Source organism: Nostoc sp. C110 (assembly GCF_043099725.1).
GTDB lineage: Bacteria > Cyanobacteriota > Cyanobacteriia > Cyanobacteriales > Nostocaceae > Nostoc > Nostoc muscorum_A.
In genome coordinates this window covers 1371299-1386986 of record NZ_CP171148.1, presented here as the reverse complement: position 1 = coordinate 1386986, position 15688 = coordinate 1371299, and the positions used below count along the sequence as shown (strand labels likewise).

The 15688-nt window shown below is 39.2% G+C and carries 12 protein-coding genes; 8 read left to right on the top strand and 4 right to left on the bottom strand.

The window, feature by feature from the left end; all coding sequences use genetic code 11:
- Positions 1-124: 124 nt before the first annotated feature.
- Complete coding sequence (locus tag ACFFRD_RS11550; protein WP_392481561.1) at positions 125-6058, bottom strand: translocation/assembly module TamB domain-containing protein; 5934 nt, start codon at positions 6056-6058, stop codon at positions 125-127.
- A gap of 462 nt (positions 6059-6520) precedes the next feature.
- Here ACFFRD_RS11550 and ACFFRD_RS11545 point away from each other — a divergent pair, with 462 nt between their 5' ends.
- Positions 6521-7702: a tyrosine-type recombinase/integrase gene (locus ACFFRD_RS11545; RefSeq protein WP_392481560.1), complete on the top strand. Its 1182-nt coding sequence runs from the start codon at positions 6521-6523 to the stop codon at positions 7700-7702.
- A 193-nt stretch (positions 7703-7895) separates the two neighbouring features.
- Here the strand turns inward: ACFFRD_RS11545 and ACFFRD_RS11540 are convergent, their stop codons facing one another.
- Both ACFFRD_RS11540 and ACFFRD_RS11535 read right to left on the bottom strand, forming a co-directional pair.
- Positions 7896-8138, bottom strand: coding sequence for a hypothetical protein (locus ACFFRD_RS11540; protein WP_392481559.1), 243 nt, complete (start codon positions 8136-8138; stop codon positions 7896-7898).
- A 213-nt stretch (positions 8139-8351) separates the two neighbouring features.
- Complete coding sequence (locus ACFFRD_RS11535) at positions 8352-8603, bottom strand: hypothetical protein (RefSeq protein WP_392481558.1); 252 nt, start codon at positions 8601-8603, stop codon at positions 8352-8354.
- A gap of 320 nt (positions 8604-8923) precedes the next feature.
- Here ACFFRD_RS11535 and ACFFRD_RS11530 point away from each other — a divergent pair, with 320 nt between their 5' ends.
- Entirely contained in the window at positions 8924-9145 is a 222-nt protein-coding gene (locus ACFFRD_RS11530; protein WP_335180729.1) for a hypothetical protein, read from the top strand.
- A 227-nt stretch (positions 9146-9372) separates the two neighbouring features.
- On the opposite strand, the gene ACFFRD_RS11525 is transcribed toward ACFFRD_RS11530, so the two are convergent.
- Complete coding sequence (locus ACFFRD_RS11525; protein WP_392481557.1) at positions 9373-9558, bottom strand: hypothetical protein; 186 nt, start codon at positions 9556-9558, stop codon at positions 9373-9375.
- Between the two features lie 123 nt (positions 9559-9681).
- Here ACFFRD_RS11525 and ACFFRD_RS11520 point away from each other — a divergent pair, with 123 nt between their 5' ends.
- From ACFFRD_RS11520 to ACFFRD_RS11495, 6 genes are all read left to right on the top strand, one after another.
- On the top strand, positions 9682-10059 hold the full coding sequence (locus ACFFRD_RS11520; protein WP_392481556.1) for a hypothetical protein: 378 nt from the start codon (positions 9682-9684) through the stop codon (positions 10057-10059).
- Between the two features lie 494 nt (positions 10060-10553).
- Positions 10554-10982 carry a DUF3110 domain-containing protein gene (locus tag ACFFRD_RS11515; RefSeq protein ID WP_012412248.1) on the top strand — a complete coding sequence of 143 codons (429 nt, stop codon included), beginning with the start codon at positions 10554-10556 and terminating at the stop codon, positions 10980-10982.
- Positions 10983-11159: 177 nt separating this feature from the next.
- Positions 11160-12086: an N-acetylmuramic acid 6-phosphate etherase gene (gene murQ / locus ACFFRD_RS11510; protein WP_114084073.1), complete on the top strand. Its 927-nt coding sequence runs from the start codon at positions 11160-11162 to the stop codon at positions 12084-12086.
- 505 nt (positions 12087-12591) lie between these two features.
- Entirely contained in the window at positions 12592-13782 is a 1191-nt protein-coding gene (locus tag ACFFRD_RS11505) for a response regulator (protein WP_114084072.1), read from the top strand.
- 816 nt (positions 13783-14598) lie between these two features.
- On the top strand, positions 14599-14961 hold the full coding sequence (locus ACFFRD_RS11500) for a response regulator transcription factor (RefSeq protein WP_114084071.1): 363 nt from the start codon (positions 14599-14601) through the stop codon (positions 14959-14961).
- Between the two features lie 128 nt (positions 14962-15089).
- Positions 15090-15563, top strand: coding sequence for a chemotaxis protein CheW (locus ACFFRD_RS11495; RefSeq protein ID WP_392481555.1), 474 nt, complete (start codon positions 15090-15092; stop codon positions 15561-15563).
- Positions 15564-15688: the final 125 nt, after the last annotated feature.

Genomic DNA, 15688 nt, shown 5'->3' with positions numbered 1-15688 from the left:
TTAATGATGATTGTATTATCCAATTATGGCTTGCTGAAAAAGTGATAAAAAAGCCAGATAAGGATTAATTAGTTTCCGAAATGAATTCTAATGACAAGTAAGTCTGCACGATAAAATACATAATTTAAAACCGCGTTTGATACTCCACTACTGCACGACTATCATCAGTTAAATTAGTGGAAGCACGCACACGAAATTCATCGTTTATCCGGTAATTAACACCCCATTGGAAGGGATCATTTGTTGTCAAAATCTTAATACTGGAAACAGATATTTTAGTAGAAATATCGACCCCAGCCTCGGCTGCTAATTCCAAAGTTGAACTACTTCTTCCAGCTTCGGGATTCTCAGAAATAACGGTAGGGAATATCCGTAGTTCACTTAAACCAAAGGTACTCCCAATCTGGTTAAAAGCAGACTGAAAATTATTGAACACAGCCGAACCTGCAATGTTAATCAGTCCCAAAGTACTGTCACCACGTCCTTGGGTGTCTACAAATCCACCTCCTAAAAGAGCAACAATTTCGGTTTGACTACGTGACGGACTACTTGTTAATTCTAAATTTTCATTGAGTTTGCTGGCTAGACCGTTGATAGTGGCTTCGACTCGAACACTCTCTAAGGCTGATAAACCTGTGGAATTTACTTTACCGAAGTCATTACTTTGAGTTACGTCGAGTACTTTGGCAAATAGGCGAATATCTAAGTTGGGGTCGCGGGGTTCAGAGGGACTAAAAGTTGCGGTGTGTTTATAACCACGAGCAAGGTTAAATTGGGTAGTAAATAAATTCACCCCTCCTTGTTCTAACTGGATAGTACCATTGGGTACGGGCTGATTGATCGAGCCGTTAACGATGAGATTACCAGTGGCGCGGAAGTTGAGAATAGGGGGACGGGTAATTTGGACATTTTTACCGAGTTCTAAATCTAGATTATTAAATCTAGCGATACCTGATGGCAAGCCTTGAGCCAACGCATTTCCCTTGCCATTCCCAATTTCATCTTTACTCTGCTTGTTATCTTTTGTGGGTGATACACCGAGACTACTATTTGCAGATGAAGTCGCATCGGTAGATTCTGCCAGCAATACCTGACCGTCAAATAAACTTACTTTACCGCCAATCGCTGGGTTAAGGGCAGAACCAGTAATCTGCAAATTGCCGCTAGCGCCTCCTTGGTAAAGTCCCTTGAGATTTAAGGCTAACTGATCGAGATTAACAGTTAGGGGATTGGTGATACTCACGTTCTGATTGTTGAAAATGGGAATTTCTCCAGCAACCTCCACCTTCCCACGGCTAAATCTACCCTGAAGATTTTCTACTAAGATACTGTCAAAATTAAACAGTACTTTACCTGTGACACGTCTCAGCTTACCTGGTAATGCCTGAGCTGAAAAAGTAGCATTATTAACAGTAGCAATTCCCTCAACTTGGGGTTTTTGCAATGTTCCGCGTACCTTAAGGTCTACTTCTCCTTCACCTTTTTCAAAAACCACTTGATTCGTCAATGCATTTAACAGTCCCAATCCCTCGTTTTCTAATTTCACATCCAAACTGATTTGCTCACTGTCTGGTGCAACGGTTGCAAAAGGCAATTTATAAGGGATACTGCCAGTAATATCAACAGGTTTTGGCCCTGCAACTGCTACAGTACTACCAAAGTTTAAGCGTCCGTTGGCATAGCTGAAACTTGCCCTTGCTGATTCTATTGCTTTCTGATTCAATAATCCGTCTGTAATTTGCAATTCCCCTCTAGCTTGGGGATTAGCAATGCTACCTGCTAAAGCTGCTGTACCGTTAAGATTCCCTGTAATTCCAACTGGCAGTTTGACAACATTATTCAGTAGTTGCACCGGAAAATTATTCACCCGCAACTGGCCAGATTGTTCATCACCGCCAACGTTACCCGTAAAGGCAATCAACCTGTTTTGAGATTCGATTCGTAAAGGTCGCAAACTCAAAACACCGTTTTCAAAGTTGCCTTCGGCAATCACTTTGTCAGCAGTATAAAAACGATTTCGTTCTTCCTTTTTACCCCAAGCAAAGTTTTGTCCATTCAAATTAAAATCCACTGATAATCCATTGGCTGTAGCTGTATTTACAGCCACTTCCCCGTTGAAAGTTCCCTTTAAGTCTGCCAAATCTGGTATTGGAGTGGAGTTAAGTCGCTGTTCTTGCTGTTCTGCTACCAAAGTTTCAATTTCAGAAAACCGTTGGATTTGGGTTAATAAAGGTTGATTTGGTACTCCTTGGGGGGTAGTGGCTAGATCCTCTGCTGTGCCGTAGATTGCTGCTGAACCACCTGGCAAATTTTGTAAATCAAATATCTGTGTTAAAGCCAAAACATCTTGGATCTCTCCTTGGCTGACCTTCAGTTTACCTTGTAGTTGAGGCCCTTTAGAGCTTTGGGCAAACGTACCGACAAGGGCGTAGCTACTTTTACCTTTGACAAATTCGCTGTTGGTAAGTGTGCCTTTGCCATCACTGTAGCGGAATTGAGCAGCTATTCGATCGCCGTGAAGCCGGCCAATTTGCGGATTAGCGATCGCTAAATTCCCCGTTGCTGCCAATGTCTGCTGATTAAACAGCAAATCCCCAGTTAACAACCCAGCTATCTTACCAGCGCCCAATCGAGTAATTGGTGGCGGAGTCAAATTCAATATTTGTAAGGGGAAATTTGCAACTTTTAGCGCCCAGTCATTCCCTTGAACGTTACCTGTGGCTGATGCTTCCTGCCATTTTACTAAGAAGGATTTCGGGCGATTATTGGCATCTAAATTAAAGGCCAAGCGATCGCTATTTCCTGCCAAGTTCAAATTTAAACCGCGTCCCTGGGCTGAATCAATGTTTCCAGTTAGCAACGGCTCAAAAGCAATATCTTGAACAACTAAGTCTCGTAAATTAATTTGACCTACCACATTTGGCAAGGGCAGCTTACCAGTGACTTGTCCATTAAAATCGACTCTACCCGCCACAGCAACCTGATTAGGAAGATTGATCGGTAACTGTTTTAAGTTGTAATTCTGCGCTTGGACGTTGAGATTTAAGGCAGTAATTTCCGGTATGCCTGCCTTTTTTGCATTGGCTAATATGTTACCAGTCACACTTAAACCGGGAGCAGTTGCTCGCTCAATGGTCAGCCTTTCACCACTCCAAGCGATCGCAGCCGTCAGGGGTTGCTCCAAACCAGGGATACCTTGGGATAATTGCACCTGTCCAGCAGCACGCACATCCGCTAATTTGGATGAGCCGACAGTGCCAGCTAATTGTAACTGACCGCCAAATTGACCCCGCAATTGCTGATTGAATCGATTTAACTCCACGCCGTCAGCATTAACTACAGCTTGATAGCGACCATTAGCCAATTGGATATTAGAAGCTGCGATCGTTCCACCTGCAACATCCAGCCGTCCTTGACCACTAGCTTGGATAGTTTGCGGTTGGAAGGATTCAACAGAACCCGCCACATTTGCTTGACCAGTTAACGTCCCTCGTAGCTGCGGTGGTACTGCTGCCAACTGCTGCAAAGGTACATTATTTGCCTGAACTTGTGCCTGGTATACACCATTAGCCACTTGGATATTAGAGGCTGTAATCGTCCCACCCGCAACATTTACCCGCGCCTGACCACTGGCTTGGATAGCTTTAGGTTGGAAGGATTCAACAGAACCCGCTACGTTTACTTGACCAGTTAACGTCCCTTTAAATTGCGGTGGTACTTTTGCCAATTGCAGCACAGGAACATTCTTAGCCTGAACTTGCGCCTGATAGACACCATTAGCAAGTTGGATATTAGAGGCCGTAATAGTTCCACCCGCAACATTTATCCGTGCCTGACCACTGGCTTGAATAGTCTGCGGTTTAAAAGAATCAACAGAACCCGCTACATCGAACTGACCAGTTAACGCCCCTTGAAACTGCTTTGGTACTTTTGCCAATCGCTGCACAGGAACATTTTTAGCCTGAACTTGTGCCTGATAGACACCATTAGCCACTTGGATATTTTTAGCTGTAACCTTACCACCGCCAATAGCAAGGCTACCCTCACCATTGCCACGGAGAGTTTTCAGGCTGAAATTATCTCTGTCACCTGCGATTTGGAACGTACCCGCCAAAGGATTATTTAAAGCTGGGGGAGACTGTTTTAATATTTGCCCTAACCGCACACCATTAGCTACAAGTTGAGCAGAGAAGCTTTGGTCTTGCAATTGGACATTAGAAACTGCAACCATGCCGCCACCAATTTGGACTCCTGCGCCATCAGTGCGAATCGTGGCAATTTTAAATGGTGCTGTGTTGCCTGAGAGGATGAGACGACCATTGAACTGTGCGTCCGCCAAAGAGACATTTTGCAGTTGGCTTTTGTCTACAAATGGTTCTAATTTTACACCAGAGGCAACAGCCACAGCTTGCCAACGCTCATTAAGATAACTACCCGTTGCCCGAACTGTTCCACCACTAACATTAAGAGCCACATTACGGAAAGAGACATTGCGATTTGGAGCGATCGCAACTTCACCAGTTCCAGGGTAAGTTCCGTTAGGGGCTTGAAACTGTACCAAAGTTTGGACATTGGTAGGAGCGCCAGTTAATTGGGCTGTACCTGAGACATTGCCGATTTGGAACGCAGGTGTTGTTTCATAAACTTTGGCGATCGCATCCCCTGGAACATTCTTGGCAGCGAAATTTAAATCCAGTCGCGGCGTTTTACCAAGTTGAATTGTGCCAGCGCCTGTGATATCACCACCAATTTTGGCTTTACCTTGAATATCTTTTAGGGTAATTAAAGAGGAACTAGAACTAGTAACAAGCTCAAATTTACTACTGATGCTATTGAAATCAACTTTATCAATGCGGGCAGTTTGAATCGTCGCAACTGAGCCTGAGAGAATTGGCTCTTTAGTCGATCCGGTAATCTGCAAATCTGCTTGTACTTGTCCAGCGATCGGTATAGGTAGTTTTACCTTGAGCGTCTCCTGGGCATTAGCCAAACTCACCGCATTTACACGCCCTGCCAATTTAAAGCCTGCTTGAGTGTCGATGATTCCCGTAGCCACTACAGGAATTTTGCCGTAGTTGGTAGTAACATTGTTTAACTGCAACTCTGTTCCCTGAAAACGGAGGTTTCCTTGGCTATTGCTCAACAGCTGCGGGACTTTGGGTATTTGAAGTGTTACCCCTTGCACAGCCGCATTGCCATACAATAAAGTCTGCTGTCCTGGTGTCAACCGAATTAACAAGTCGCCATTGGCTCGACCCGCCTGTAAGTTCACTGGTAACTTAATCAACCGAGTAATATCCGCAGCCAGCAAATCTTGTGCTTGCACCTGAAAGTTGCCCGCTAGCACCTTAGAACGTGTCTCTCCCTGAATGGAAATATTGCCACCACTGTCTGCTTGCCCCCCCACTTCAAACCGGATTAACTGGTTGTTTGCTAAAAGTTGGGCAGAACCATTAAGTTGAGAAAATGTTACGGGAGAGGTGGTAGACGCGGAAGATATTTCCTCCCCTGCTCCCCCTACCTCCCTTCCTCTCTCCTGCGGCATCAATGCCAGCTTGGCATTACGAAACCGCAAGTAGTCCAAATCAGTTTTAATTGCACCGCCTCCACCTGACGACGCTATGCTAGTGGAAACCCAGCGCCCTTGCTCATCCTGTTGAATGTAAATATCTGGGTTGACTAAGGTTACATCTAGCTTTAGATGGCGGTTAAAGATTAGTTGTAACGGGTTAAAACCCACCTCCACGGATTCTACTGTCGCCCGATCTGGATCTGTAGGTGTGGCTGGGATAGCTGAAGCGCCAAACTGCACTCCCGTTAACGAAAATTGTGTGACTTTTCCCAGTTTTACCGGACGGTTGAGTGTAGTAGTCAGACTTTGTTGTGCCAACGGCGTTAACTCTGTTTGGACAAAAGTCCACAACCGCCAAATACCGATGATAACTCCTAACAGTAAAAGTCCACTCAAGGCAATGCTACCCCGACTCAACACCAGCAACCACAGACGCTTGCGGATAGGGGAGGGGGAGTGAATATCTTGATGGGGAGATTTAGTCATTTGCTTTCACTGTATTAATTGCCGGATGTCGCTGGCACACACAAGCATTAACTGACACATTGATTCAGTATGCCATTTCCAGGATACGCCAAGTAAAGCAAAGACCTCATTAGTTAAGTTACGGTATTTGCTTGATCCAATACTTATGCTTAATAATATTGGCGTTTTCAGGAAAATCTGATCTTAATAAAGTGAAAATTGTTCCTTTGACTTTTGCACAGGTACAACCTAGAACTTTAATATCAATAGGCCTTAAAAAAGACATATGATTACACCAAAACGTGTAATGGTACTCATAAGTATTCTAGTATTTAAGCAGTTATTCAAGAACTGAAACAATAAAAATTACTAGAATTTTACTAGATGCACTCAAAAAGTCCAAACACCAAGGGTTCTAACCGATTAGCTGACGTAAACGTAGGAGTTGACAAAGGTTCTCTCCGCCTCCAGTTCAGTACTAGGGTGAGTCAGGAGTTCTACGGTAAACGTCAAGCTTATAAAGGGTTAGGCAGAAATGATACCCCAGAAAACAAACAATGGGCTGATAGCATAGCTAGGCGGATACAAGCTGACATCGATTATCCAGACGGAGGATTATTTGACCCTACCCTGGCTAAGTATCTGGATATCAAGCCGATGCTAGCTACAGTTACTCAGTTACCGACCGCGAGAGCATTACCTACATTAGGAGAATTGTGGATTAAATATATCGCTTGGAAGCTGCAAACACAACAAATTGCTGAGTCAACACATAGGACACTATACCAAACTACTTACACTGCATTGCTAACACCTTTTTTAGATCAAGAGTTTGGAGAAGAAACAGCAAGTTTAATTATTAATACATTGAATGCAAAAAAAACTGGCAAGCACTTAATAAAAACTTTGTACGGTGCGTTGTCTTCTCTTTCCTTATGGGCAATTAACAATAACTTAGGAATAAACCGAGATTATTTTAACGAGATTAAAGAATCTTATCTACTGCCTAAAAAATCACAACAGTTACAAGAAGAAGATTACAAGGCTTATACCTTGGAAGAGAGAGATATAATTATCAATGCATTTTATGAATCAAATAAAAAACACGAGAGAGAAGTTGCGAATTTGATTGAATTCTTATTCCTTACTGGATGTAGGCACGGCGAAGCATTCGCACTTAGATGGAAAGATATTAAATTTGATTCAGGATGGATAATTTTTGGTGAAAGTTATTCTTATTCATTGAAGAAAACTAAAACCACTAAAACGGAAGTAATTAGATGGTTTAAAATGAAAGGCATGAATAGATTAATTAATCTATTAAAAATTTTAAAAGAAAAAACAGAAAATGATAATGAATTAGTTTTTAGTAACAAAGGCAAATACTATGACTCACCTAAGATTAGAGTAGCTTGGAACCATAATAACCGTGTAAATGAGGACGGAAAGGCTTATAGTTATCCTGGGGTTGTTAGTAGACTCGCTACTCAAGGATTAATACACGGTTATCTTAAACCCTACTCTACTAGACATACTTTTATTAGTATTCAAGCTAACAATGGTGCTGATTTGGGATTATTAGCTGATAGTTGTGGTAACAGTGTAGACACTCTTATTAAGCATTATTTGCAACCGGATAAGGAAAGAGTACTGAAAAACATCTAAGTAAATAGAGAAGTGTAGTCGAAATTACTCCAATTAGAATTCCCTAATTAAGAAGAGATTTAACTATGAAATTATTCTATTTTTAGAAATAGACTGTGAGCAAGAATGTCGTCAAATAGATATTTGACGACATACAAGTAAAACAGGCACAGAGTAAATATTAAAAGCGTATTACACAGTTGAAAAGATATCTTCAAGTAGAGTCTTGATTATTTTTCAATTCAGTAAATATATGTTTTTGCCTATTATAACCCCAAAAAGTCAATCCTAACAGTGGTGTTGATATAACACTCAATCCCGAAATTATATCTATAAAGAAATTAGAAGAATGCTGTTTATTTGGACTACTAGAACCATGTATAAAAAATGAAATTAACAATACGCCTAAAGAAGAATAAAAAAGACCTGCGCTTGTATTTTTATTATCTTCTATCATTTTTAGTTGATTATTACGCCACTCTAAATCAATTTCAACTGTTACATAAGTTGTATAAATTTGGCTCTTCAGTACTTAGTATGCTAAATTAATATACTAAAAAGCTGAAAACATTGCTACACAACAAAAGCAGGCATTATTTTTAACATTTTAGGTCATCTTTTGGACTTAAGCGTTCTAAACTTGATTTTAAAGTCTAGTTTTGATGTTTAACTAATAATTTGGCATAACAGGTACTGAAAAACCATAAATTTCTTTATGTTCTTGTGTTCGTTCACAACGATATTCATCAAATCCATCAAAATATATATTTTTACTCTTCCTTTCAATTTGACGTATTACAAAACGGTCGTCACTGTTATCTAGTTTTTCTACTGACCCTACTCTTAAAGATATCTTAGTTTCTGGTTTGAATTTTTTCAGCACAGTTTTATCAGATAGTTGGTAAACTATTAAGTCAGACATAAAAACTCTATTAAATTATAACTAGTAACTTCTTATTTGATTGCTAATTAAATAACTCTAAAAATCCTTTAATAACTGCTGTGGCGTTTTCATGACATTGTTCTGCTAAAAACCATAGAGGTTGGTTACAAATTTTGATTTCTCGTGACATAAAAAGCATTCCTTTAGAGAACTATATACATAATTCCCAGAAATAGATAAATAATTGCTATTGTTAAAAAAATAATCTAAAAATTCTTATTAAGTTTTATTGCTAATATTTTAATCCTTTCAGAGAAAAATTACTTTGATTTAACTCAATTAAGGTAAAAAATAACATCATGTCAACTCCTGAAGAATTTGCTAGAAGAGAAAGGTTGATTGATAAATGTAAAGTTCTAGTGAGCGATGATAAATATGAAATATCTAGTTGTGGAGAACACGTAAATCATGAAAAACAGACAATAGAATGGCAGGTACAACGAAAAGGGATAACAGAAAATTTTTCAATTGAAGAATTTGAGGTCTACATAAAAAATCTAGAAAAAGAAATCGACCCCTAACTTTTTTGTAAGTCATCAAGCAAGATTGTCCCCTTCCCCATACAGGGTCTACAGAAGTGCGATGAAAATCAATCGGCACGGATGCGCTAAGGTTCTCACATAGTGAGAGATACAGCTATAAATTTAAGGCTAGAGTCAATTTTCAAACTCTAGCCTTAAATTTGTTATATATATTGCTTTTCAGCTATCTGTGTAGTTTAGACAGAATCTTAGAAATAAAGCTCTAATTACTGTTGCCTTCCTTTCTTTTCATCCAGTGCTTTTTGAACGGCATCTCTGCAAAACTGCGCTGGATTATCCTGTTGCTGTATTTCTTCCTTCATTTCCTTGGTAGCTCTAAAAGTAACATTTTCAGTTAATTCTTTACTCGGTGGATTATCAAAGTTTTGAGGATTACCCTTACGGTTAGACATTGTTGAGAGATGTAAATATAGCTTGTTTCGGCGCAAGCATCGAAATACAGTTTTAATTCGGTAGGTAATTCACCCTGAGAAAGTTGTTACCTACCGATACCACTTTTAAGGAATGGTTACTCTATGTTTACACGATCGGAACTCGAAATCAAAACTATTCAAGACCTTCGGGACTTGTGCCGTAGATACGGACTTAAGCCTACTGGGAACGCTGGATACAAGAATTCATATATTGTCAGCTTGCTAGCATTCCCAGCGATCGCACTTAACCAGATGCAAGAATGTAGGGGATTAAGACGGGTAAGTTTTGAAGCTTTCCAAAATATCAGCGCTGCACTTGATCAAATGAATACGCCAACTGATGAACAAGCGGCGCTTATTAAGTTCACACTGGAGAATAGGAGACTTCATCCTCCTCAATCCTGGGAACAGCAAGTACTGATTAACCTTTATCGAGCTAAACAGAAGTTAGAAGAGGTGATGGATTTACTCGGTGAATAGATAACTCAAAAGCTTAGTTAATAGTAAGGACTCTATCTAGAGTCCTTTTTTTGTGCAGTGCATGTTTTGAATTTACTTGGAGTACTACTTGGAGTTTTCAGGAGATAACAGACAGATAGATATAAAAATAATATTTTTGTACTACCTTCCTATTTATTCTCAATAGCAAGTGATAATGACTCTCACGATACTTTGATTAATGCCAGAAATGACCTATAACTGGGTACTAGTAAGGGAATGATGAAACAATATCAGCAAGCGAGAATAGGGGGCATAGCGTCAAAAATAGCTGTAATCCTTGTGTGGTAATGTGTGAGATAAACTCAGAGTACTAGTTAGAGAAATAAAGGAATAATAGGTATATGAATATTATTAAGAGAAAATTACTAGAGTAAAAATCATGCAAATAGTAGTTCAAATGCACTAAAAAGGTTAAATACTAGAAAATTAATAGAAGATAGTAAAATTCAACCTGAAAGTATTGGTTTAACGTTATGATTACGCCTATGCGTGTTTTTGTGTTAATTTTTAATGCTCGAACCGAAAATGAGGGGATTCACACGATTCGGGAAGGCGATCGCAATAAAATTCTGATGTTCGAGTCAGAAGACGATGCCACGCGCTTTGCCCTAATGCTGGAAGCTCAGGATTTCCCCGCACCGACACCAGAGCCAATCGATGCTGAGGAAATCAAGGAATTTTGCGAAAGTGCTGGGTATGAATGGGAAATCATCCCAGAAAACAGCAATTTAGTTGTCACTCCCCCAGAACTGAACGTAGAACAAACTGACTGGCAAGCAAACGCCCAGAAGGAGGATACTGTTGAAGACACCTTCCCTCTCAATCAACAGCCACTAGAAGAACCAGAATTATCTGATTCTGAACTAGAGAAGATGCGTCGCAAATTGGAAGGATTGCTTTAATTAGTCATTAGTCATTAGTCATTGGTGAGCCAGTGCGGTCTTCTCCCAAAGGGAGAGGCTAGCGCCAAGGGGGTTTCCCCCATGAGCAACTGGTGAACCCGAAGGGTCATTGGTCACTGGTCATTGGTCGCTAACTGACTAATGACAACGGACAACGGACAAAGGACATAAGGATAAATGACAAACTTGCAAGAACGTGGGCATCTTTTAACCGAGCTGGTAAATCCTAACAGTCTTAACTTAGACCAGCTCAGTTCTCTGGAATTGGTAGAACTGTTTAATAGCGAAGATCAAAAAGCAATTGCAGCGGTTGCAGCGGCGAAAGTTCAGTTGGCTGAAGCGATTGATAGCACCGCAGAGCGTTTGCGTCACGGAGGACGCTTATTTTACATTGGCGCGGGCACAAGTGGCAGGTTAGGGGTGCTAGATGCTGCTGAGTGTCCACCTACTTTTTGTACGCCCCCAGAGTTGGTACAGGGGATTATTGCTGGTGGTGCGGGTGCGCTGGTACGCAGTTCGGAGGATTTAGAAGATAGCATCGAAGATGGTGAAGCTGCGATCGCTGGGCGACACATTACTCAGCTAGATGTAGTTGTCGGTATTACTGCTGGTGGGACAACACCTTATGTCCACGGTGCCATTCATGCGGCTCGTCAACGGGGAGCCAGTACTATTTTTATCGCCTGTGTTCCGGCTGAACAAGTTAGCATTGATGCTGATATTGACATTCGCCTATTGACAGGGCCAGAAATCATCGCCGGTTCAACTCGCCTGAAAGCTGGTACAGTCACGAAGTTAGCTTTAAATATCCTTTCCACAGGAGTAATGGTTAAACTAGGTAAGGTTTATGGTAATCGTATGGTGGATGTGGCAGTAACAAATCAAAAGTTACGCGATCGCGCTTTACGAATATTGCAAGACCTCACAGGCTTAAGTCGGGAAGCTGCTGGTTTTTTATTAGAACGTAGTGGCAAGTGGGTTAAACTAGCATTATTAATGCACTGGACTGGTTTGGAAAAAGAGGATGGCGATCGGCTTCTTTCAGAACACCAAAGTAATCTTAGGGCAGCTGTTATGAGCTATCAAAACCACAACCAATCTTAAAGACATTTTCCTAAATAAATACTCTACAGGTGGCTGCTACTTGTCTGAGCAGCACACCTTTTTTTAAAGATAATATTCCCTAAAAAAGCTCGCTTCAATTAACTTGTATTAATAAATGTAAAATTAAATAAATATTTTTAACATTCACAGCCAATTATAATAAATAAATTTAAAAATTCCTCAATATTACTAATCATTTTAAACAAAAATTCAGAACTTATACGGATAGAATTCCGTATGAAAATTATTAAAATAATCAGTTAATACTGAATGCATCCTAATGATCTGGACTATAGCAAGCTACTTGATTCGTAAAGTCTACCGATAACAAACTGTATGAAATCGGATTTATAGATTAACAGGATTTTTGGTATTTTCTCATCATTGTCTTGATTTTAATAAACTTGATTTTGACTGCTATATATCAATTTTGACGTGTCTTCTGACCACTATACAACTAGTGTGGGTTTTTCAATAACTGGCTTTTTAATACAAGGAATAAAATATGACCCACTCGGAACTTATTCTTTCAAATAATTTAGTTAATGAATTTAAAACTTGTACTCAACTGCAATATAATGGCAAATTAAATATTAAAAGTTCAAAGGGTGGCCAATGGACTTTTTATTATCGCCTGGGACGTATCGTTTGGGCAACAGGGGGTACTCATCCCTTCCGGCGCTGGCGTAGACACATGGCTCAAAACTGTCCTCAGATTGATGTTGATAAATTGCTGTTGCGTTCACAAGACATATCAATAGATTACTGGGATTACCGCCTTTTAGAAATCTTTTATAAAAAACAGAGAATTCAGAGGGAACAGATTCAGTCTATTGCCGAAAGCACCATAGCAGAATTACTATTTGACTTAGCATTGCAAGGAAATTTCGCTTCTATAACTTGCAATCGCAGCCAAGAAGTTATCCTCGAAACACCGATGAGCTTTACGAGTGCAGAAATGTCTGTAAAGCACATGCAAGATTCATGGAAAACTTGGTCAGCCGCAGGTTTAGCAAATTTTTCTCCTAATTTGGCACCGGTTTTGCGGCGACCAGAACAACTCCAGCAGATGGTAAGTCTATCTGTCTACAAAAACTTTTTGAATTTAATCAATGGCAAATTCACTCTCTTAGATTTAGCTGTGAAAATGAAGCAGAGTGTACTACCACTCACCCGTTCGTTGCTTCCTTATATCCTTAAAGGAATCATCGAATTGGTAGAAGTACCTGATATGCCGTTAGTAGTGACTGAGACCAACAATAAGCCTCACACTACACAACCAAAGAAACCGAATGCTCCATTAGTGGCCTGCGTAGATGATAGTCCTCAAGTCTGTAAAATGCTAGAGGATATTATTACTTCCAATGGACTAAGGTTTATTAAAATTCAAGATGCTGTACAAGCACTTCCAACCCTGATTCAAGATAAACCAGACCTAATTTTCTTGGATTTGATTATGCCAGTTGCCAGTGGTTATGAAATCTGCACTCAGTTGCGGCGAATATCAGCCTTTGCCAATACACCAGTGATTATATTAACAGGCAGTGATGGTCTTTTAGATAGAGTTCGTGCCAAAGTAGTCGGTTCTACAGATTTTATTACTAAACCCGTAGCGCCTGACAAGGTAATGAGTATAATACGTAAGTATTTACCTACATTGAGTGTTCCCATTGAGAAGAGTAAAGCCAATGTATAGGAATCCGCTTTGATTTCTGTTCGCGCAGCCTGGCGTAGCCATAGTTACTTGCTTTAACTAGTAATAAGCAATAAGCAATAAGCAATGCGAAAAGAGCCTTTTTAGGTTGCACTAAGTTTTTCAAAAATAGAATATAAGTTCTAGATAGGTTTGTAATTAGGGAGAATGAATAATTTTTATTGATAATTAATCATCAGTTAGTCTGATTGGCTTAAAAATTTCATTTCTCAGTATTGGACTATAACTCAGTAATACCCAGAACCAAATTTTTACAACCTATAGACTTTCTCGCGTCCATAAACATAAAAATAAGCCAGAATTCAGAAGGAATAATTAGGTAGCAATATGAAAGCTACTTAATTATTTTTTTGTAAATATTTAAATATTTGTTTGATTATATTCCTATAAAATTACGCCTTAATTATGACGAATAATGCTTTTATTCTTTCTTGATAACATTCTTTAATATTCACAAATATATATATTAAATTCTGTCCGCTACGTACTTTTTCTGAGGTTAATAGATAAACATTGAATCAAAATTAGACAAATACAACTTTTTGTATTTATAGCAGTCCTATTTGAGTTGTGAAATATTGATTATGACATAGAAAGGGCTAGTCTCTAGTCCTTTCTATGTCAGGAATTACACATTTAAAACCTAAAACCTCGTTGGCGCACTCCCACTAGCTCCCTTTTTTAAGGGAATTGGGGAATCTTTTGTGCGTAATTCCTGCATGTCTTTGTTCATGAATCATTTAGGATTTGTATATCTAATTTGTCTACATTCTTAAAATTTTTTAAAGGGTAATTATCATGAATACTGTTTTAGTTGTTGAAGATGGCTTAACAGATATGGAAATAATCAGCCGTTACTTGCAACAGGCAGGTTATTCTGTAATTAGCGCCACCAGCAGCGAAGAAGCTCAAGACAAAATAGATAAAAACAAGCCAGACCTCATATTTCTCGATGTAATTTTACCAGGAAAAAGTGGCTTTGAAATTTGCCGAGAACTGAAAAATAACCCCGACACTAGCAAAATACCTGTGGTTTTTTGCTCTACCAAAAATAGTGATGTAGATAAAATTTGGGGTAATATGTTGGGCGCTGATGGTTATCTATCAAAACCGATTGATAGAGAAGAACTAGTGGTAATTTTAAAGCGATTAATTCATTAATTAGTAAAAAGGCAATAAATCAACGAACATTAAAAGTCACTAATTCTAATATATAAGCTCTACAAGATCGAATAACAAAGGCAAATAGTGGCTAGATATAAACAATCAAGAACAAAGGATAAATAACTTTGGAAACCAAGGAAAAGTTTTTAAGTTTTAATTTGGGAGTGAAAGATACAGCTGTCATTTCTTTACAACACATCACAGAAGTTTTGCAAGTATCATTACCTGAAATATGTGGTGTTCCACAGATGTCGAGTAGCATTTTGGGTATTTATAACTGGCGTGGTGAGATGCTTTGGTTAGTAGATTTAGAGGCAATGTTAGGTTATCCTCCAATTTCACAAGGAGCAAATTTAATTTCAATAATGATGGCGATTGTTCTGGAAAACAATGGTAAGTATTTAGGACTATTGGTGAAACAGCTTATAGATATTGAATGGCTGGATATTCAACAAATGAAACCCCCAAGTCCCGAACTATTCTATCCTAGAATATCACCTTTTTTACAGGGATACTTTATTAATGATTCCGAAGATATGATTTTTAATTTGGATGCGATCACGATCATACAATCTCCCATCTGGAAGATTCACAATTAAAAATTTGAAATAGATGATCGGGGATAAGTTTTGGACAATTTCTAATTTTTAATAAGCAAATAATAGTCCATTCTTACCTGCCAACTATCCACTTATTATCCATAACAAACTTTGAGGTTAATCAA

What these genes read in the sequence shown, in the direction of transcription:
- ACFFRD_RS11515 (WP_012412248.1), top strand. Translation starts at nt 10,554, where the DNA reads ATGATTACGCCTATGCGTGTTTTTGTGTTAATTTTTAATGCTCGAACC.
- murQ (WP_114084073.1), top strand. Translation starts at nt 11,160, where the DNA reads ATGACAAACTTGCAAGAACGTGGGCATCTTTTAACCGAGCTGGTAAAT.
- ACFFRD_RS11520 (WP_392481556.1), top strand. Translation starts at nt 9,682, where the DNA reads ATGTTTACACGATCGGAACTCGAAATCAAAACTATTCAAGACCTTCGG.
- ACFFRD_RS11500 (WP_114084071.1), top strand. Translation starts at nt 14,599, where the DNA reads ATGAATACTGTTTTAGTTGTTGAAGATGGCTTAACAGATATGGAAATA.
- ACFFRD_RS11540 (WP_392481559.1), bottom strand. Translation starts at nt 8,138, where the DNA reads ATGATAGAAGATAATAAAAATACAAGCGCAGGTCTTTTTTATTCTTCT.
- ACFFRD_RS11505 (WP_114084072.1), top strand. Translation starts at nt 12,592, where the DNA reads ATGACCCACTCGGAACTTATTCTTTCAAATAATTTAGTTAATGAATTT.
- ACFFRD_RS11525 (WP_392481557.1), bottom strand. Translation starts at nt 9,558, where the DNA reads ATGTCTAACCGTAAGGGTAATCCTCAAAACTTTGATAATCCACCGAGT.
- ACFFRD_RS11530 (WP_335180729.1), top strand. Translation starts at nt 8,924, where the DNA reads ATGTCAACTCCTGAAGAATTTGCTAGAAGAGAAAGGTTGATTGATAAA.
- ACFFRD_RS11535 (WP_392481558.1), bottom strand. Translation starts at nt 8,603, where the DNA reads ATGTCTGACTTAATAGTTTACCAACTATCTGATAAAACTGTGCTGAAA.
- ACFFRD_RS11550 (WP_392481561.1), bottom strand. Translation starts at nt 6,058, where the DNA reads ATGACTAAATCTCCCCATCAAGATATTCACTCCCCCTCCCCTATCCGC.